Here is a 22,271-nt window from a genome sequence, read left to right on the forward strand (position 1 = left end):
CCACACCGCAATGGGAGGCACGGGCAGCTGTGTCGGGCAACATGCGTTCTTCTGCACAGGCGATGGCGACGGACGACTTCTGGCGGCGGCGGTTCGCGTCTCCGGCCCCGGAGACCTCACTGCCATGGGACTTCCCCCATCCGTCGCGCCCGGAAGGCGCGCAGGCCCCGGTGACACGCGCCCGGCGCGCGGCCGAGCTCGACGCGCCCGGCGGCGGGGGCGAGGCGGCCCGGCTCGCCGCCTTCGTGGCCCTGCTGCACCGCTACGGCGGCACGGCGGCGACCGAGGTGACGGTGGCTCACGAGGGGCTTGCGCTGCGCGTCGCGGTCGACGGCGGCACCGCGTTCGCCGACCTCTGCGAACGGGTCGCGGACGTCCGCGCGCAGGCCGAGGCCCATCGACTGCCGACCGCCGACCTGCTGGGGCTGCTCGCCCCCGAACCAGCCCGCGGCGGCGGACTGCTGTGCGCCACGGGCTTCGGCGCCGCCCCCTGGGACGAGGGCGGCCCGCTGGACCTGGCCCTGTCCGTGGCCGACGGGGAGGTGCGGGCGGACTACCGGACCGATCTCTTCCGCCCCGACACCGTCGACCGGATCCTCGGGCACTACCGCACGCTTCTCGCCGACGCCCTCGCCCGCCCGGCCGCCCCGGTCGCCGACCTGGAACTCCTCGGCGACGAGGAGCGGCGCCTGATCCTGGCCGACTGGAACGACACCGCGCACGACGTCCCCGCCCGCACCTGGCCCCAGATGTTCGCCGACCAGGTCGCCGCCCGCCCGCACGAGGTGGCCCTCGTCCACGAGGACGTCCGCCTCACCTACGCCGAACTCGACGCCCGCGCAGCCCGGTTGGCGCACGCCCTGGTGGCCCGGGGCGCCGGCCCCGAGCAGGTCGTCGCCCTCGCCGTGCCGCGCTCGGCCGACATGATCGTCGCGGAGGTCGCCGTCCTGAAGGCGGGCGCGGCCTATCTGCCCGTCGACACCGACTACCCGGCCGACCGCATCGCCTACATGCTGGCCGACGCCCGGCCGGTCTGCCTCGTCACCACCGCCGAGATCGCGTCCGACCTCCCGCCCGATCTGCTGCCGGGCGCCGACCCGCTCGTCCTCGACGCCCCGGACACGGGCGCCGAACTCGCCGCGCACCCCGCCCAGGACCCGTCCGTCGCCGCCGAACTGACGGTCGCGCACGCGGCGTACGTCATCTACACCTCCGGCTCCACCGGCCGCCCCAAGGGCGTGGTGCTCTCCCACGCGGGCGTCGCCAAACTGGTCGCCACCCAGCGGGAACGCTTCGGGATCGGCCCGCACAGCCGGGTCCTGCAGTTCGCCTCGCCCAGCTTCGACGTGGCGTTCTGGGACCTGTGCCTCGGCCTGCTCTCCGGCGGCCGCCTGGTCGTCGTGCCCGCCGACCGCCGGGTGCCCGGCGCCCCTCTCGCGGACTACGCGAACGAGCACGGCATCACCTTCATGATCCTGCCGCCCGCCCTGCTCGCCGCCCTGCCCGAGGACGTGCTACTCCCGCCCGAGGCAACCCTGCTGGCGGGCACCGAGCGGGTCTCGCCCGAGCTGGTCGGGCGGTACGCGCGCGACCGGATGATGTTCAACGCCTATGGACCGACCGAGGCCACCACCAACTCCACGCTCGGCCTGTGCGACCCGGACACCCCGCCCGGCACCATCGTGCCCATCGGCGTGCCCGACCCCGGCACCCGCGCCTACGTCCTCGACGACCGGCTGCGGCCCGTCCCCGCCGGAGTCACGGGAGAGCTCTACCTCGGCGGCGCCGGACTGGCCCGCGGCTACCTCGGCCGCCCCGGCCTGACCGCCGAACGCTTCGTCGCCGACCCGTTCGGCGCCCCCGGCGAACGGCTCTACCGCACCGGCGACCTGGTGCGCTGGAAGGCCGACGGACGACTGGAGTTCCGCGGCCGCGCCGACAGCCAGGTCAAGATCCGCGGCTTCCGCATCGAACCCGGCGAGATCGAGTCCGTCCTGCGCTCCCACCCGGCCGTCGACCAGGCCGCCGTCGTCGTCCGCGAGGACCGCCCCGGCGAACGCCGCCTCGCCGCCTACGTAGTGCCCTCGCTGGACGCCGACGCGAGCCCCGACGAAGGCGTCGCCGACTGGAAGGACCTGCACGAACTCCTTTACTCCGCGGCCGGTTCGGAGGGCTTCGAGGAGAACTTCGCCGGCTGGAACAGCATGTACGACGGGCTGCCCATCCCCCTCGCGGACATGCGCGAGTGGCGGGAGGCGACCCTCGACCGCATCCGCACGCTGCGGCCCCGGCGCGTCCTGGAGATCGGCGTCGGCTCCGGCCTGCTGCTGTCCCGGCTCGCCCCGGACTGCGAGCAGTACTGGGGCACCGACCTGTCCGAGGAGGCCGTACGGGCCCTGGACGCCCAGGTGTCCGCCGTCCCCGGACTCGCCGACCGGGTCACCCTGCTGGCCCGGCCCGCGCACGACCTCGCCGGGCTGCCCGAGGGCCACTTCGACACGATCGTCGTCAACTCCGTCGTCCAGTACTTCCCCGGCGGCGACTACCTCACCGGCGTACTCCGTGCCGCGGCCGCGCTCCTCGCGCCCGGTGGCGCGGTGTTCGTCGGCGACGTGCGCAACCTGCGGCTGCTGCGCACCCTGAGCGCGGCCGTCGAGAGCGGGCGGGCAGGGGACGAGGCGGACGACGACAAGGAGGCCCTGCGCGCCGCCGTGGACCGGGCCGTCGCCTGGGAGGGCGAACTCCTCGTCGACCCCGACTACTTCACCACCCTCGACGGCCTCACCGCGGACATCCGGGTCAAGCGCGGCACGCACCACAACGAACTCACCCGCTACCGCTACGACGTCGTGCTTCGACCGCGGCCCGACGCACCCGAGGAGACCCCCGACTCGCCCTGGCCCGCGCTCGGTTCGGTGCAGGAGCTCGACGAGCTGCTCGCCGGTCGCCCGGACCGGTTGCGCGTCACCGGCATCCCCAACTCCCGTCTCGCCGACGACCTCGCCGCGCACGACGCCCTCGCCGACAGCAGCAGGCCGGCCGGCGGACCGTACGGCGTCGATCCCGAGGCCCTGTACGAGACGGCCGCGCGGCACGGTTACGAGGTGGCGCTGACCTGGAACGGGGTCGCGGAGGACGGCAGCCTGGACGCCGTGTTCGCCCCCGAGGGGGACGGGCCGGTGCTCGCCCCGTACCGCCCCGGAGCCGGTCACCCGCTCACCAACCGCCCCGCGCCCTTCCGCAACGTCAACGCCCTGATGTCGACCCTGCGGACGCACGCCACCGAGTACCTGCCCGACTACATGGTCCCGGCCGCGTTCGTCCCGCTGGACCGGCTGCCCGTCACGCCGAGCGGCAAGCTCGACGCCGCCGCGCTGCCGGTCCCGGACCTCACCCGGACCAGCGCGGGCCGCGCGCCCGAGACCGCCCGCGAACGGCTGCTGTGCGACCTGTACGCACGGGCGCTCAAGGCGCCCTCGGTCAGCGTCGACGACGACTTCTTCGCGCTCGGCGGCGACAGCATCGTCGCCGTCCAACTCCTCGTCCTCGCCCGCCGGTCGGGCCTCGAACTGACCCCGCGCGACGTGTTCCGGCACCGCACGGTCGCGGAACTCGCCACGGTCGCCCGCACCGGCACGGCCGATCGCATCGAAGACACCCCCTGGCACACCCTGACCTCTGACGAACTCACCTCGCTCCAGGGCGAGTTCCCCGTCACCGTCGAGGAGGCGCTGCCGCTCGGCCCGCTCCAGGAGGGCTTCTTCTTCCACGCCCTGGTGGACGGCGCCGAACTCGACGCGTATGTCGTGCAGCAGGTCGTCGAGCTGTCCGGCCCGGTCGACGGCACCCTTCTGCGCACGGCCGCGCAGCGCCTGCTGGACCGGCACGCCCCACTGCGCGCCTGCTTCCGCCAGACGCCCGACGGCCGCCCCGTCCAGCTCATCGCGTCCGGCCTCGAACTGCCGTGGCGCGAGGTCGACCTGGCCGCGCAGGACGACGCGACGGTCCGCCGAACCCTCGCCGAGGCCGTCGCCGCCGACGAACGCGCCCACCGCTTCGACCTCGCCCGCCCGCCACTGGTCCGCTGCGCCCTCATCCGCTTCGGCGAGGACCGCAGCCGACTGGTCCTGACGTTCCATCACATCGTCGCGGACGGCTGGTCCCTGCCCGTCCTGCACCGCGAACTCCTCGCCCTCTACGGCGAGAACCCCACGCCTCTCCCCGAAGTCGCCCCCTACCGCGGCTACCTTCGCCGGATCGCCGGCGCCGACCGCGACGCGGCCCGAGCGGCCTGGCGCACCGCGCTGGCCGACGTCGACGAGCCCACCCGGCTCGTGACGAACCCGGCGCCCGCCGGACCCGTCGAACCCGCCCAGATCCGCGTCGAGCTGACCGAGCGGATCACCTCTCGGCTCGCCGCCCGCGCCCGCGAACGAGGAGTCACCCTCGGCACCCTCGTCCAGGGCGCCTGGGGCCTGCTCGTCGGCCGCATGACGGGCCGTCAGGACGTGCTGTTCGGCACCACCGTCGCCGGACGCGACGCCGCCGTCGACGGCATCGAGTCGATGATCGGCCTGTTCATCAACACCCTGCCCACCCGCCTGCGGTGGGCCCCGGGCGACACCCTGGGCGCACTGCTCGACCGGCTCCAGGACGAACAGAGCGCGCTGCTCGACCACCAGCACCTCGGCCTCGCCGACATCCAGCGCGCCACCGGCCACGCGGGCGACGGCGAACTCTTCGACACCCTCGTGGTGTTCGAGAACTACCCCGGCGGCGAAGGCGCCCCGGACATCACCGACGTCACCGGCACGATCGCCGTCGCCGGACACGCCTTCCACGACGCCGTGCACTACCCCCTTGCCCTCATCGTCAAGCCCGGCCGCCGCCTCGATCTGCGCCTCAAGCACCACGCCGGGCGGCTCGACGCCGACGCCGTCCAGGCCCTCGCCGACCGGCTCACCCTCGTCCTGCACGCCCTGGCCGACGATCCCGGCGCCCGCGTCGCCGACCTCGACCTGCTCACCCCGGACGAGCCGGCCGCCGCCCACCCGGCGGGGGAGAACCGACCGGTCCCGGCCGGCACGCTCGCGGAATCGTTCGCCGCACAGGTCGCGCGAACCCCGGACGCCACGGCTGTCGTCTTCGACGGCACGGCCCTGACCTACGCCGAACTCGACGCGCGGGCGACAGAGTTGGCGGCACGGCTGCGGGCCGAGGGCGCGGGACGCGAGCGGTTCGTCGCCGTCGCCGTCCCCCGTTCCGCGGAGCTGATGGTGGCGCTGCTGGGCGTCCTGAAGTCGGGGGCCGCCTATCTGCCCCTCGACCTGGACTACCCGGCCGAGCGCCTCGCGTACATGCTGGCCGACTCGGGGGCGACGACGGTCGTCACGACGGCACGGGACGCCGAACGGCTTCCCTCGGTCGAAGGCCTGGACGTGCTGCGGATGGACGCGGAGGGCGCCGAGGGCGCCGAGGCCCTGTTCTGCGGCGCCCAGGACCCCGCCCGCCCCGACGACCCCGCCTACCTCATCTACACCTCCGGCTCCACCGGCCGCCCCAAGGGCGTCGTCGTCACCCACCGCGCCATCGGCAACCGGCTGGCATGGATGCAGGGCGCGTACGGTCTCACTGCCGAGGACCGGGTGCTGCAGAAGACGCCGTCCAGCTTCGACGTGAGCGTCTGGGAGTTCTTCTGGGCCCTGTGCGAGGGGGCCGCCGTCGTCCTCGCCGCTCCGGACGGGCACCGCGACCCCGCCTATCTGGCCCGGCTGATCCGGGCCGAGGGCGTGACGACGACGCACTTCGTGCCGTCCATGCTGGAGGCGTTCCTCGCCTCCGAGGAGGTCACCGCGGACCCCGCGTGGGCGGGCGGTCTGCGCCGCGTGTTCAGCAGCGGCGAGGCCCTGTCCGGGTCGGCCGCCCGCCGCTGGCGGGACCTGACCGGGGTCCCCCTGCACAACCTGTACGGCCCCACCGAGGCCGCCGTCGACGTGACGTACCACGCCTACGACGGCGCGTCCGACACCACCGTGCCCATCGGCCGACCCGTGTGGAACACCGGCCTGCGCGTACTGGACTCCTGCCTGCGCCCGGTCCCCGCCGGGGTGCCCGGCGAGCTGTACCTGACCGGCGTCCAGCTGGCGCGCGGCTACCACCGGCGGCCCGCGCTCACCGCCGACCGCTTCGTGGCCGACCCGTACGCCGACGAGCCCGGCGCCCGTATGTACCGCACCGGGGACCTGGTGCGCCGCCGTCCCGACGGCACGATCGACTACCTCGGCCGCACCGACCGACAGGTCAAGCTGCGCGGCAACCGGGTCGAACTCGGCGAGATCGAGGCCGAGCTGACCCGCCTCCCGGCCGTGTCCCGAGGCGCGGTCGTCGTCCGCGACCAGCGGCTCGTCGCCTACGCGGTCCCGGCGGCCGGAGCCGACGTCGACCCCGCAGAGCTGCGCGCCGCCCTCGCGGAGGCGCTGCCCGCGCCCCTGGTCCCGGAGGCGTACGTCGTCCTCGCCGACCTCCCGCTCACCCCGAGCGGCAAGCTCGACCAGGCCGCGCTGCCCGCCCCCGAGGCCGAGCGCGCCGTCCGCCGGGAGCCCGCCGGGCCGCTGGAGCGTCGGCTCACCGAGATCTTCGCGGCCGTTCTCGGCATCGAGGACGCCGGCCCCGACGACGACTTCTTCCGGCTCGGCGGCGACAGCATCAGCTCCATCGGCGTCGCCAGCCGGGCCCGCACGGCCGGCCTGGACCTGAGCCCGCGCGATGTGTTCACCCACCGCACGCCCGCCGCCCTCGCGGCCGCGGCCGGCGCCACGTCGGTCACCCCGGCCGCCGCCCCGAACACCGCCGCCCCCTTCGCCCTCACCGACGCCGAACACGCCCGCGTCCACGCCCTGGCCGCCCCGGCGACCGTCGCCGACGTATGGCCGCTGGCCCCCCTCCAGGAGGGCCTGTTCTTCCACTCGGCCTACGACGAGGGCGCCCTCGACGTCTACACCGTCCACGAGACCTTCGACTTCGCCACCCGACTCGACACCGCCCGCCTGCGCGCCGCCGTCCGCACGCTCCTCGACCGCAACCCGGGGCTGCGCGCCGGCTTCACCAGCGACGGCCTCGACCAGCCGGTGCAGTTCATCGTCGAAGACCCGGACATCCCGCTCGAAGAGGTCGACCTCTCCCTGCTCCCGGAAGCAGAACAGGACGTTCTGCTGCGGGAGTTGACGGACGCCGAGCGCAACCGGCGCTTCGACCTGTCCGCACCCCCGCTCTTCCGGCTGCTCCTGCTGCGCCTCGGCGCGGAGCGCGGCGACCGGCTCGTCATCGGCCGCCATCTGATCCTGTGGGACGGCTGGTCGGCCTGGCTGTTCCTCGACGAGCTGTTCGCGCTCTACGAGGCGGGCGGCGACGCGAACACCCTGCCCGCACCCGGCAGTTACCGCGACTACCTGACCTGGCTTGAGCAGCAGGACGACTCGGTCGCCACGGCCGCCTGGCGCACCGCCCTGGCCGGCCTCGACGAGCCCACGCTGCTGGCCCCGACCGCCGCAGACGGTCTCGAACCGGTCATCCCCGACCAGCTCGACATACACCTGTCCGCCGAACTCGGCGACCGGCTGCGCGAGGTGGGCCCCGCGCACGGCCTGACCCTCAACACCCTCCTCAACGCGGCCTGGGGACTCACCCTCGCCTCCGCCACCGGCCGAGCCGACGTCGTGTTCGGCACCACCGTCGCGGGCCGGCCCAGCGAGGTCCCGGACGTCGGGAACATCATCGGCCTCTTCCTCAACACCGTCCCGACCCGGATCGCCCTCGAACCCGCCGAGCCGGTCCTCGGCCTGCTCCGCCGCATCCAGGGCGAGCGTCTCGACCTCATGCCGTACGAGCACCTCAGCCTCGGTGTGCTCCAGGCCGAGACCGGACACCGCAAGCTCTTCGACACGCTGTTCGTGCTGCGCAACAACGACACCGAGGAGCGGCTGGCGGACCTGCGCACCCGGCACGGCGCGACGGCCGTCGCCAACGTCGACGCCACCCACTACCCGGCCAACCTCGTCGTCACCCCGGGCCGCCGGATCGCCGTCACCCTCACCCACCGACCCGACCTCGTTCCGGTCGACCGGGCGCGCGCCCTCCTCGACCGGTTCGCGCTGCTCCTCGACCGCCTCACCGCCGACCTCACGGCGCCGGTGGGCTCCCTCGACGCCCTGCTGCCCGCCGAACACGAGGCGCTGCGGCGGGAGTCGGCGGCGAGCCGGGTTCCCGATCCCGAGGACACCGTCGCCGACCTGCTGGCCGCCCAGGCCGGGCGCACCCCGGACGCGCGGGCCCTCGTCTTCGGCGAGCGGACCCTGACGTACGCCGAACTCGACGCCGCCGTCGACCGGATGGCCCGGCTGCTGATCGACCGGGGCGCGGGCCCCGAGAAGGTCGTCGCCCTCGGCCTGCCGCGCTCCCTCGACATGGTGGTCGCCCTCTTCGCGGTCCTGCGCACGGGTGCGGCCTATCTGCCGCTGGAGCTGGACCACCCGGCCGACCGCCTCTCCCTGATGCTGGCCGACGCCCGCCCCCTGCTTCTGCTCACCACCACGGCCGTATCCGCCACGCTGGACGGCGACATGCCCCGTGTCCTGCTCGACGACCCGCAGACCAAGCGGGAGTTGGCCGCTCAGCCGGACGCTCCCGTCCGCCTCCGCTTCAGCCTCGAACACCCCGCCTACGTCATCTACACCTCCGGCTCCACCGGCCGCCCCAAGGGCGTCGTCACCCCCTACCGGGGCCTGACGAACATGCAGTTGAACCACCAGAAGGAGATCTTCGAGCCCGCCATCGCCTCGGCCGGCGGCCGGCGGCTGCGCATCGCGCACACCGTGTCCTTCGCCTTCGACATGTCGTGGGAGGAGCTGCTGTGGCTGGTCGAGGGCCACGAAGTGCACGTCTGCGACGAGGAGTTGCGCCGTGACGCGGAGGCGCTGGTCGCCTACTGCGAGCGCCACCGCGTCGACGTCGTCAACGTCACCCCCACCTATGCCCGACTCCTCATCGAACAGGGCCTGTTGGAGGGCCATGTCCCGCCGCTGGTGCTGCTCGGCGGCGAGGCCGTCCCGGAGACGGTGTGGGCAGCCCTGCGCGACACCGAGGGGACGTACGGCTACAACCTGTACGGGCCGACCGAGTACACCATCAACACCCTCGGCGGCGGCACCCTCGACAGCGACACCCCGACCGTCGGCCGCCCCATCCGGGGCACCCGCGCCCACCTCCTCGACGCCTGGCTGCGCCCGGTGCCCGACGGGGTGCCCGGCGAGCTGTACATCGCCGGCATCGGTCTGGCCCGCGGCTATCTCGACCGGCCCGCGCTGACCGGCGAGCGCTTCGTCGCCGACCCGTTCGGCGAGCCCGGCGAGCGCATGTACCGCACCGGCGACCTGGTGCGGCGCAACCCCGACGGCAACCTCGACTTCCTCGGCCGCACCGACGACCAGGTCAAGATCCGCGGCTACCGCATCGAACCCGGCGAGATCGAGACCGCCCTCAGCCGCCACCCGCTGGTCGCCCAGGCCGCCGTGGTCGTCCGCGACGAACGCCTCGTCGGCTACGTCGTGCCCTCCGGCGCCGACTCCGCCGAGCGCTCCGCCGCCGAGGCCGCCCAGGTCGGGGAGTGGCAGGAGATCTACTCCGACGAGTACGAGGAGATCGGCACCGCCGTCTTCACCGAGCAGTACGACGGCTGGGACAGCTCCTACGACGGACAGCCCATCCCCTTCGAGGAGATGCACGAGTGGCGCGAGGCCACCCTCGCCCGCATCGGCGCGCTCCACCCCCGCCGCATCCTCGAGATCGGCGTCGGCTCAGGTCTGTTGCTGTCCCGGCTCGCCCCGGACGCGGAGGCGTACTGGGCGACCGACTTCGCCGCGCCCGTCATCCGCAAGATCGGCGAGGAGGTGCGGCGCGACCCCGCGCTGGCCGCCAAGGTCGAGCTGCGCTGTCGCCCGGCCGAGGACCTGAGCGGTCTGCCCACCGGCTACTTCGACACGATCGTCGTCAACTCCGTCATCCAGTACTTCCCGAGCATCGACCACCTCACCGCCGTGCTGCGCGGCGCGATGGACCTGCTCGCGCCCGGCGGCGCCCTGTTCGTCGGCGACGTGCGCAACCTGCGCCTGGCCCGCACCTTCCACACCGAGATCCAGCGCGCCCGGGGCACCGCAGACGCCGACCTGGAGCGGGCCGTCGAGCGCGGACTGCGCCTGGAGAAGGAACTCCTCGTCGACCCGGACTACTTCACCACCCTCGGCTACGGCGTCGACCTGCGCACCAAGCGTGCCCACCACCACAACGAGCTGAGCCGCCACCGCTACGACGTCGTCCTCTACGCCGACGAGCCCGACGTACGCCTGGACAACGCACCGGCCGTCGACTGGGCCACCGGCAACACCGTCGGTGAACTCCTGCGCGGCGACTGGTCCTCGGCCGAGGCGATCGGTGAACTCCTGCGGGGGACCTGGTCGGCGACCGGCGTGACCGCTGAACGCCCGCGCGGGCAACGGCCCGAGGCGCTGCGCTTCACCGGCATACCCGACGGCCGGACCGCCGACGGCGGCGTCGACCCCGAGCACCTGCACGAGCTGGGCACGGCGGCCGGATACCGGGTGCTGACGACCTGGTCGCAGGAGGCGGGGACCTACGACGCCGTGTTCCTGAGGTCCACCGAACCGCGCCTGACCGGCGGCCTGTTCCGCCCCGGCGGCGGCGCCCACCCCTACGCCAACGACCCCACCGCCGCCCGCGAGGCGAGCGCGCTGGTGCGCCGGCTGCGCGAGGACCTGGGCCGGGAACTGCCCGACTACATGGTCCCGGCCGCCTTCGTCACCGTCGACGGCCTGCCCATGAACGCCAACGGCAAGCTCGACGTCCGCGCCCTGCCCGACGCCGAGCCCGCCGTCGCCCTCGGCGGCGGACGCGGCCCGCGCACCCCGCAGGAAGAGGTGCTGTGCCGGCTGTTCGCCGAGGTGCTCGGGCTGCCCGAGGTCGGTGCGGAGGACGACTTCTTCGACCTGGGCGGCCACTCACTGCTCGCCACCCGGCTGGTCAGCCGCGCCCGCACCGAACTGGGCGCCGAACTCGCCATCCGCGACCTCTTCGAGGCGCCCACCCCGGCGCTGCTCGCGGGCCGCGCCGACCAGGCGAGCCCGGCCCGCCCGGCGGTCACCCCCGTCGCCGACCGGCCCGCCCGCATCCCGCTGTCGGCCGCCCAGCGCCGGCTCCTGCTGGTCGAGGAGATCACCGGCAGCGGTGTCGCCTACAACTTCCCGCTCGTCTTCCGGCTGCGCGGGAGCCTCGACACCGACGCCCTGGGCGCGGCCCTGAGGGACGTCGCCGGGCGGCACGAGTCGCTGCGGACGGTGTTCCCGACGCACGAGGGCGAGCCGTACCAGCGGATCGTCCCGGCCGCCGAGGCGGTCCCCGCCTGCACGGTCGTCGACTGCGCGGAGGACGAGCTGCCCGCGCTCATCGAGGCGGCCCAGCGCCGCCCCTTCGACCTGGACGTCGAACTCCCCTTGCGCTGCGAGGTGTTCCGGCTCGACGCGGACGAACACGTGGTGGCCGTCGTGCTGCACCACATCACCACCGACGAGTGGTCCGACCGTCCCTTCCTCGCCGACCTCGGCGCCGCCTACGAGGCCCGCCGCGAGGGACGGGCGCCCGCGTGGGCGCCCCTGCCGGTGCAGTACGCCGACTACACCCTCTGGCAGGACGAGCTGCTCGCCCGGACCGGCGAAACCCAACTCGCCCACTGGGTGGACGCCTTGCGGGGTCTGCCCGACGAACTCGCCCTGCCCGCGGACCGACCGCGCCCCGCCGAGCCGACCGGGCACGGCGGCAAGGTCCGCCTGGAGCTGCCCACCGCCACCGGCGACGCCCTGCGCGACCTCTCGGGAGCCACCGGGACCAGCATGTTCATGCTGTTCCAGGCCGCCACCGCCGCGCTGCTGCACCGGCTCGGCGCGGGCGACGACATCCCGCTCGGCGCACCCATCGCCGGCCGCACCGACGAGGCCCTCGCCGACCTGGTGGGCTTCTTCGTGAACACCCTGGTGCTGCGCACCGATCTGTCGGGAGACGAGCTGACGTTCCGGCAGCTGCTGGGCCGGGTGCGGGAGTCGTCCCTCGCCGCCTTCGAGTACCAGGACCTGCCCTTCGATCGCGTCGTGGAGGCCGTCAACCCGCCCCGCGTGGCCGGCCGCAACCCGCTCTTCCAGGTCATGCTGGGCTACCACCACCGCCCCGACGGCGACCCGGACGTCCTGGGCCTGCCGACCGAGTGGTTCGACATGGACACCGGCATGGCCAAGTTCGACCTCCACTTCACCTTCGTCGACGAGACTGGCCATGACCATGTCGTCCTGCTCCTGGAGTACGCGACCGACCTCTTCGACCATGAGACGGCCGAACGGATCGCCGGCCGCATGGCGCGGCTGCTGGACCGCGCGGCGACCGAACCGGACAGCGCGGTAAGGGACTTCGACCTCCTGGAGGACACCGAACGCGCACTGGTCCTGGGGGAGTGGAACGCCACCGACCACCCCGTCCCGCCCACCACCCTGCCCCAACTCTTCCGCGCCCAGGCGGCTCGCACCCCCGAGGCCACGGCGCTCGTCTTCGAGGGGCAGCGGCTGACGTACGCGGAGCTGGACGCCCAAGTGGAGCGCACGGCACGCGTGCTGGCCGCACTCGGCGCGGGCCCCGAACGGACCGTGGCCGTCGCGCTCCCGCGCTCACTCGAACTCGTCGTCGCCCTGCTCGCCGTCCACCGCGCAGGAGCCGCCTACCTGCCCCTCGACCCGGACTACCCGCAGGAGCGCCTCGCCCTCATGGTCGAGGACGCCCGCCCGGTGCACGTCGTCAGCGACACGCTGCCGACCGGCCCCGAGGGCGACCTGCCCACGTCCTACGATCCGTCGCACCCCGCGTACGTCATCTACACCTCCGGCTCCACCGGCCGCCCCAAGGGCGTAGTCGTCCCGCACGAGGGCATCGTCAACCGGCTGCTGTGGATGCAGCAGGCGTATGAACTGACGCCCACCGACCGAGTGTTGCAGAAGACGCCGTCCAGCTTCGACGTGTCCGTGTGGGAGTTCTTCTGGCCGCTGATCACCGGCGCCACCCTGGTCGTCGCCCGTCCCGAGGGCCACCGCGACCCGGCCTACCTGGCCCGGCTGATCCGCGAACAGGACGTCACCACCGTCCACTTCGTGCCCTCCATGCTCCAACTGTTCCTGGAGGAGCCCGCCGCCGCGCAGTGCACCGGCCTGCGCCGGGTCATGTGCAGCGGCGAGGCCCTGCCCGTCGCCGTCGCCCACCGCTTCCACGACGTCCTGACCGCCGAACTGCACAACCTCTACGGGCCGACGGAGGCCTCGGTCGACGTGACGGCCGCCGAGATCGGACCCGACGCGCCCAGCGTCCCGATCGGCCGCCCGGTGTGGAACACCCGCACCTACGTCCTCGACGCCGGACTGCGCCCGGCGCCGCCCGGCGTCCCGGGCGAGCTGTATCTCGCGGGCGTCCAGCTCGCGCGCGGCTACCTCGACCGGGCCGGACTCACCGCGGAGCGGTTCGTCGCCGACCCGTACGGCGCGCCGGGCACCCGTATGTACCGCACCGGCGACCTGGCCCGCTGGACCGCCGACGGGACCGTCGAGTACCTGGGCCGCACCGACGACCAGGTGAAGGTACGCGGCTTCCGCGTCGAACCGGGCGAGGTCGAGAGCGCGCTGACCGGACACCCGTCCGTCGCGCACGCCGTCGTCGTGGTCCGGGAGCAGCGCCTGGTGGCGTACGTGGTCCCGGCCGGGGACCCGGGACCAGTCGACGTGAGCGCGTCGTACGCCCGCACAGCCGCCGGACAGATGGACGTGACCGCGCTGCGCGCCCACACGGCCGCCGCGCTCCCGGCGCACATGGTCCCCGCGGCCTTCGTCCCGCTCGACGCGCTGCCGCTCACCCCGAGCGGCAAGCTCGACCGCGCGGCCCTGCCCGCGCCCGACTTCACGGCCACCGGCACGGACGGCGCCCCGCCCCGCAGCCCGCGCGAGGAGATCCTCGCCGGACTCTTCGCCGACGTCCTCGGCCTCGAACAGGCCGGCGCCGACGACGACTTCTTCGCCCTCGGCGGTCACTCCCTGCTCGCCATGCGCCTGGTCAGCCGCGTCCGCGCGCTGCTCGGCGCCGACCTCACCGTCCGTACCGTCTTCGAGGCGACCACGCCCGCGCTGCTCGCGGCCCGCCTCGACGACCGGACCGACGGACTGCCCGCCCTCGTCCCCGTCGACCGGCCCGACGGACTCCCGCTGTCCTACGCCCAGCAGCGCCTGTGGCTGCTGCACCGCATCGAGGGGCCGGGGTCCACGTACAACATCCCGGCGGCCTGGCGGCTGACCGGCACGCTCGACCGGGACGCGCTGGCCGCCGCGCTGGACGACGTCGCCGTACGGCACGAAAGCCTGCGCACGGTCTTCCCCGAGCAGGACGGCCGCCCCCGCCAGGTCGTGCTGGACCACGTCTCGGCGCCCCTCCACCACAGCCGGGTCACGGAGACCGAACTGCCCGGCCGCCTCGCCGGGGCCGCCGCGCGGGGCTTCGACATCGACCGCGAACTCCCCTTGCGAGCCCACGTGTTCGAGCTCGCCGAGGACGAGCACGTCCTCCTGCTGGTGCTGCACCACATCGCCGGCGACCAGTGGTCCGACGGCCCCCTGTGGCGGGACCTGGCCACCGCCTACGAGGCCCGCCGCGAGGGCCGCCCGCCCGCATGGGCCCCGCTGCCGGTGCAGTACGCCGACTACGCCCTCTGGCACCGCGAGGCGCTCGGCGACCCCGAGGCCCCGGACAGCCGCCATTTCCGCCAACTCTCCTACTGGCAGCGCGCGTTGGCGGATCTGCCGGACGAACTCGCGCTGCCCGCCGACCGCCCCCGGCCGCTGGAGGGCAGCCACCGGGGCGGTGCCGTCGGGCTGACGCTCGACGCCGGACGGACGCGTGAGCTGCGCGCGCTGGCCCGCCGCCACGGCGTCAGCATGTTCATGGTCGCGCAGGCCGCCGTCGCCGCGCTGCTGCACCGGCTCGGCGCGGGAGACGACATCCCGCTCGGCGCGCCGATCTCCGGACGGGCCGACGAACAGCTCGAAGACCTGGTCGGCTTCTTCGTCAACACCCTCGTCCTGCGCACGGACCTGTCCGGCGACCCCACCTTCGCCGACCTGCTCGGCCGCGTCCGGGAGACCGACCTCGCCGCCTACGAGCACCAGGACCTGCCCTTCGAGCGCCTGGTGGAGGCCGTCAACCCGGCCCGCTCGCTGGCCCGGCACCCGCTGTTCCAGGTGATGGTCGTGCACCTCGACGACGCCGGCTCCACCCCCGCCCTGCCCGGCCTGACCGCCCGCCGGGAGCAACTCGGCCAGCAGGGATCCAAGTTCGACCTCAGCTTCGACTTCGTCGAGCAGGGCGAGGACGGCATGGAGTGCTGGATCGAGTACAGCGCCGACCTCTTCGACGAGTCGACCGCCGAACTCCTCGCCCAGCGGCTTGACCTGCTGCTGGGCCAGGTCGCCGCCGACCCCGGCCGGCGCGTTGGCACGCTCGACGTCCTGCGCGACGACGAACGCGCCCTCGTCCTCACCGAGTGGAACGACACCGCACGGACCGTCCCCGACCTCACGCTGCCCGAGCTGCTGCGCGCCCAGGTCGCCCGCACCCCCGAGGCCACGGCGCTCGTCTTCGAGGACACCGCCCTCACCTACGCCGAACTCGACCTGAGGGTGGAGCGCCTCGCCCACACCCTCGCCGCGCACGGGGCGAAGGCCGAAGCCGTCGTCGCCGTAGCCCTGCCCCGATCCCTCGCCCTCGTGGTGTCCCTGCTCGCCGTTCACCGTGCGGGAGCCGCCTACCTGCCCCTCGACACCGGCTACCCGGCGGACCGCCTCGCGTACACGCTCGCCGACGCCCGCCCGGTCTGCCTGATCACCGCCGAGGGCGTCCCGCTCCCGGACACCGACGTGCCCACCCTCACGGTGGACGCCGACGGGGCCCCCGCGCGTCCGGCGCACGCCCCCCTGCCCGCCGTGCACGACCCCCGCCACCCCGCGTACGTCATCTACACCTCCGGCTCCACCGGCCGCCCCAAGGGCGTCACCGTCCCCCACCAGGGCATCGTCAACCGCCTGCTGTGGATGCAGGACGTCTACCGGCTCGGCTGCGGCGACCGGGTGCTGCAGAAGACCCCGGCCGGGTTCGACGTGTCGGTGTGGGAGTTCTTCTGGCCGCTGATCACCGGAGCCACCCTGGTCGTGGCCCGCCCCGAAGGCCATCAGGACCCGGCCTACCTGGCCGATCTGATCGTGCGTCAGCACATCACCACGGCCCACTTCGTGCCGTCGATGCTGCGTGTCTTCCTCGACGAGCCCGCCGCCGCCCGGTGCACCGGACTGCGCCAAGTGATGTGCAGCGGCGAGGCGTTGCCCGCCCCGCTGGCCGCCCGCTTCCACCGGGTCCTCCCCGGCAGCCGACTGCACAACCTGTACGGGCCCACGGAGGCGTCCGTCGACGTCACCGCCCACGAGGTGCCCGCCGACCCGGCCACCGTGCCGATCGGCCGCCCGGTGTGGAACACCCGCACCTACCTACTCGACGCCGAGCTCCGCCCGGTCCCGCCCGGCGTGGCCGGCGAACTGTACCTGGCCGGACTCCAGTTGGCGCGCGGCTATCTGGACCGCCCCGGCCTGACCGCCGAACGGTTCGTCGCCGACCCGTACGCCGCCGAGCCCGGCGCCCGTATGTACCGCACCGGAGACCTGGCCCGCTGGACCCGGGGCGGCGCCCTGGAGTACCTGGGCCGCACCGACGACCAGGTCAAGCTGCGCGGCTTCCGCATCGAACTCGGCGAGATCGAGGCCGTACTCACCGCCCACCCGAGCGTCGCCCACACCACCGTCGTCCTGCGGGACGAACGGCTCGTCGCGTACGTCGTGCCGGCCGGCCCCGGCGGGGACGGTGCATGCGACTCCGCCGCACTGCGCGCCCACGCCGCCCGATCGCTGCCCGACCACATGGTCCCGGCCGCCGTGGTCACCCTCGACGCCCTCCCGCTCACCCCCAACGGCAAACTGGACCGCCGAGCCCTGCCCGCCCCCGACTTCGCCGCCGAGGTCACCGCCGACACCCGCCCGCGCACGCCGCTGGAGGACACCCTCTGCGCCCTCGTCGCCGACGTCCTCGGCCTCGAACGGGTCGGTGTCGAGGACGACTTCTTCTCCCTCGGCGGGGACAGCATCGTCGCCATGCAGCTGGTCGCCCGCGCCCGCGCCGCCGGGCTCGCGTTCAGCCCGCGTGACGTGTTCCGGCACAAGTCGGCGGCCGGGCTCGCCGCTGTGGCCGCCACCACGACCGCCATCACCGCGACCGCCCCCGCCTCCCACGGCCGGGCCGACGACGCCGTCCCGCTCGACCTCACCGCCGACGAGCGCGCCGAACTCGCCGCCCTGCCCGCCGGGACCGAGGTCCTGCCCGTCTCCCCCCTCCAGGCCGGCCTGCTCTTCCACGCCGCCCTCGACTCCGGCGACGACGGACCGGACGTGTACACCGTCCAGGTCTCCTACGACCTCGACGGCCCGCTGGACGCCGACCGGCTGCGCGCCGCCGCACAGGCCGTGCTCGACGCGCACGAGAACCTGCGCAGCGGCTTCCGGCACCTGTCCTCCGGACGTCCCGTCGCCGTCGTACCGCGCACGGCCGTACTGCCCTGGCGGCAGCTCGACCTCGCCGGCCCGGACGCCGGCCCGGACGCCGGCCCCGAGGCGTGGAACCGGCTGCTCGGCCAGGAGCGTCGCCGCTTCGATCCCGAACGCCCGCCGCTGCTCAGGCTGTTGCTGGCCCGGCTCGGTCCGGACCGGCACCGGCTCGTGCTCTCGCACCAGCACCTTCTGCTGGACGGCTGGTCGCTGCCCCTGCTCACCGCCGAACTGTGGGCGCGCTACGAGGGCCGCACCCCGGCCGCAGCCGCCCCCTACCGTGAGCACCTGCGGCTGCTGGCCGCCCAGGACCCGGCCGCGTCGGCCGCCGCGTGGGCCGAGGCCCTCGGCGGTCTCGCCGAGCCCACCCGGCTCGCCCCCGCCGACCCCGACCGCGCCGCCGTCGTGCCGCACACCCACACCGTGGAACTGGACGCCCGACGCACGGCGGAGCTGGAGGCGTTCGCCCGGCGCCGGGGCGTCACCCTCAACACCCTCGTCCAGGCCGCCTGGGGTGTCCTCCTCGGCCGGCTCACCGGACGGGAGGACGTGGTGTTCGGCGCCACCGTCGCCGGTCGGTCGCCCGAGCTGGCGGGGGCCGAGTCGATGATCGGCCTGTTCATCAACACCGTGCCGGTGCGGGTGCGGGTCCGTCCGCAGGAGAGCACGGCCGCGCTGCTGGAGCGGCTCCAGGACGAGCAGTCCCGGCTCATCGCCCACCAGCACCTCGGCCTCGCCGACATCCAGCGGGCCGCCGGACTCGGCGAACTCTTCGACACACTGGTGGTGTTCGAGTCCTACCCGGTGGCCGACGCCGACGAGGACGGCGACGGGCCGCGTGTCACCGTCCTCGACCACGAGGACTCCACCCACTATCCGTTCGCCTGGGCGGTCGAGCCCGCCGAACGACTGCGGCTGACCGCCGAGTTCCGCCCCGACCTGTTCGAACCGGCCGTCGTACGACGGATCACCGACGCCCTGACCGCCCTCCTCGCGGGCATGGCGGCCGACCCCGACCGCCCCGTCGGCCGCCTCGACCTCCTCGGCCCCGCCGACCGGCACACGGTCCTGGAGACCTGGAACGACACCGCGCTGCCCGCGCCGGAGACCGAACGCCTGGGCACCGTGCCCGCGTTGTTCGCCGCGCAGGCCGCCGCGAGCCCCGACGCGGTCGCCGTCACCGACGGCCGCACGACCTGGACGTTCGCCGAACTCGACGCCCGGACCGGCCGGTTGGCGCGCACCCTCGCCGGACACGGCGTCGGACCCGAGCGGATCGTGGCCCTCGCGCTGCCCCGCACCGCCGACCACATCGCCGCGATCCTCGCCGTGATGAAGGCGGGCGCCGCCTATCTCCCCCTCGACCCCGACCTGCCCGACTCCCGGCTGACCGGCATGCTCGACGACGCCCGCCCGGCGCTGATCCTGGCCACGGGGGAGACGGCCGCCGCACTGCCCGCCACCGACGTGCCCGTCCTGCGCCTCGACGCCCCGACCGACGGCCTGCCGGAGGCGGAGCCGACCGCACCCGGCCCCGACCATCCCGCCTACGTCATCTACACCTCCGGCTCCACCGGCCGCCCCAAGGGGGTCGTCGTCACCCAGCGCGGTGTCGCCAACCTCTTCCACAGCCACCGGCACGACCTGCACGAAGTGGCCCGGCGGCGCACCGGACGCCGGCATCTGCGCGTCGGCCACGCCTGGTCGTTCTCCTTCGACGCCTCCTGGCAGCCACAGCTGTGGCTGCTGGACGGGCACGCCCTGCACATCGCGGACGACGACACCCGACGCGACCCCGAACTCCTCGCCGCCTTCATCCGCGACCGTGGCATCGACTTCATCGAGGTGACCCCGTCCCTGCTGGCCCAGATGGCGGACAGCGGCCTGATCGCCCCCGACGGCGACTGCCCGCTCTCCGTGGTCGGTTTCGGCGGCGAGGCCGTGCCCGACGCCCTGTGGGCACGGCTGGCCGCGCTGCCGCACACCGAGGCGTTCAACCTGTACGGCCCCACCGAGGCCACCGTCGACGCGCTCGTCGGCCGGGTCCGCGACAGCGCCACCCCGGTCGTCGGACGCCCGGTCCACGAGTCCCGCGCCTATGTCCTCGACACCGCCCTGCGCCCGGTCCCGCCCGGCGTCACCGGCGAGCTGTACCTGTCCGGACCGGGCCTGGCCCGCGGCTACCTCGGCCGGCCCGAGCTCACCGCCGAACGGTTCGTCGCCGACCCGTACGCCAACGAGCCCGGCGCCCGCATGTACCGCACCGGCGACCTGGCCCGCTGGACCGAGGACGGCCTGCTGGAGTTCGCCGGGCGCACCGACGACCAGGTCAAGATCCGCGGCTACCGGGTCGAACTCGCCGAGATCGAGGCCGCGTTGGACACCCACCCGGCCGTCGCGCAGACGGTCGTCGTGGCCCGCGAGCACCGGCCCGGCGTACGGCAGCTCATCGCGTACGCGGTCGTCCAGGACGGCGGAACCGAGGACGGCGGTGCGGAGGTGGGCGGCAGGGAGGACGGTGGCAGTGCGGCCGGCGGCCCGCGGGACGCGGCCGCCCTGCGCGCCCATGCCGCCGCCGCGCTGCCCGACTACATGGTCCCGGCGGCCGTGGTGGTCCTGGACCGGCTGCCGCTGATGTCCAACGGCAAGCTCGACCGGGCCGCCCTGCCCGCCCCGGACTTCACCGCGGCAGGCGGCGGACGGGCCCCGGAGAACGACACCGAGCGCACCCTGCGCGACCTGTTCGCGGACGCCCTCGGCCTGCCCGCGGCGGCGGTCGGCACGGACGACGACTTCTTCTCCTTCGGCGGCGACAGCATCGTCGCCATGCAACTGGTCGCCCGGGCCCGTGCCGGCGGCCTGCGGGTCACCCCCCGGCAGGTCTTCCAGCACCGCACCGTCGCCGCCCTGGCCGCCGTCGCCGTCCCGCTCGGCGCCGACGAACGGCACGCCGCCCACGACGACGGCACCGGCGCGGTACCGCTCACCCCGATCATGCGCGCGCTGCTGGACCGCGGCGGCCCCGTCGCCGCCTACCACCAGGCGGCCCTGGTCCGCACCCCGGCCGACCTGACCGAGCCCGGACTGCTGGCCGTGCTCGAGGCGCTCGCCGACCGGCACGACATGCTCCGCGCCCGTCTCGTCCGCGACCCGGAGCAGACCCTGCGGGTTCCCCCGGCGCGGGACACCGACGTCAGGGGCTGGGTCACCCGGGTCGACGTGCGGGGCGCGGACGAGGCCGGACTGCGCGCCGCGGTCTCCCGGCACGCCGAGACGGCCCGGGCCGGGCTCGACCCCGTCGCCGGGGCGATGGTGCGGGCGGTCTGGTTCGACGCCGGACCCGGACACCCCGGCCGGCTGCTGATCCTCGTCCATCACCTGGTGATCGACGGCGTCTCCTGGCGCGTCCTGCTGCCCGACCTGGCCGCCGCCTGGGAAGCGGTCCGGGACGGACGTACACCCGAACTCGCCCCCGTGGAGCTGTCGTTCGCCCGCTGGTCGCGGCTGCTCGGGATCCGGGCCGCCGATCCCGTGGCCGAGGACGAGCTGCCGTGGTGGACCTCCGCCCTCGCCGAGGGCGCCGACCTCCCCCTGGCCCGTCCGCTCGACCCCGCCCGGGACACCGTCGCCACCACCCGCTACCTCTCCCTGACCCTGCCAGCCGACCTCACCGGCCCCCTGCTGAGCCGGGTCCCGGCGGCCTTCGGCGCCACCGTCAACGACGTCCTGCTCACCGCGTTCGCCCTCGCCGTCGGCGACTGGCGGGCCCGGATGCCGGGCGCGGATCGGCCGGGCGGCCCGGTCCTGGTCGACCTGGAGGGGCACGGCCGCGAGGAGGAGCTCGCGGGCGACGCCGATCTGTCCCGTACGGTCGGCTGGTTCACCAGCGTCGTGCCCGTACGGCTCGACCCGGGCGACGCCGACCCGGTGGACGCCTTCGCGGGCGGCCCCGCGCTGGACGCGGCCCTGGCCCGGATCCGCGCCCACCTCACCGCGCTGCCCACGGCCGGCATCGGCCACGGCCTGCTCCGCCACCTCAACCCCGCGACCGGCCCGCGTCTCGCTCGACTCGGCGAGCCTCAGATCGAGTTCAACTACATGGGCCGCTTCGACCACCCGGAGGCCGCCGACTGGTCCTACGCCGCCGAGGGCGACGCCGCCGACCTCGACGCCGACCCCGGCATGCCGATCTCCCACGCCCTGACCCTCAACGCCCTCACCGAGGACCGCCCCGAGGGACCGGAACTCAGCGCCCACTGGGCGTACGCCGCCGAACTCCTCGCCGAGGACGCGGTACAGGACCTGGCGCACACCTGGTTCCGGGCGCTGGAGGCGCTGGTACGGCGCGCGACCGCCCTGAACAGGCGCTGACCGAACCGGACTTACCCACTCGCACCGACTCACTCGCACCGACTCACTCGCACCGACTCACTCGCACCGACCCGCTCGCACCGACCCGCTCGCACTGACCCACGAGATCAG

Annotated in this window: 1 protein-coding gene; it reads left to right on the top strand. The window is 74.5% G+C overall.

Translation table 11 applies throughout. From position 1 onward, the window contains the following. Positions 1-41 precede the first annotated feature (41 nt). Positions 42-22,160: a non-ribosomal peptide synthase/polyketide synthase gene (locus tag OG562_RS43375; protein WP_266408047.1), complete on the top strand. Its 22,119-nt coding sequence runs from the start codon at positions 42-44 to the stop codon at positions 22,158-22,160. Positions 22,161-22,271 lie beyond the last annotated feature (111 nt).

Origin of the sequence: Streptomyces sp. NBC_01275 (assembly GCF_026340655.1) — a bacterium.
Taxonomy (GTDB): Bacteria; Actinomycetota; Actinomycetes; order Streptomycetales; family Streptomycetaceae; genus Streptomyces.

Coding starts and splice junctions, on each gene's coding strand:
- OG562_RS43375 (WP_266408047.1), top strand. CDS start 42: ATGCGTTCTTCTGCACAGGCGATGGCGACGGACGACTTCTGGCGGCGG.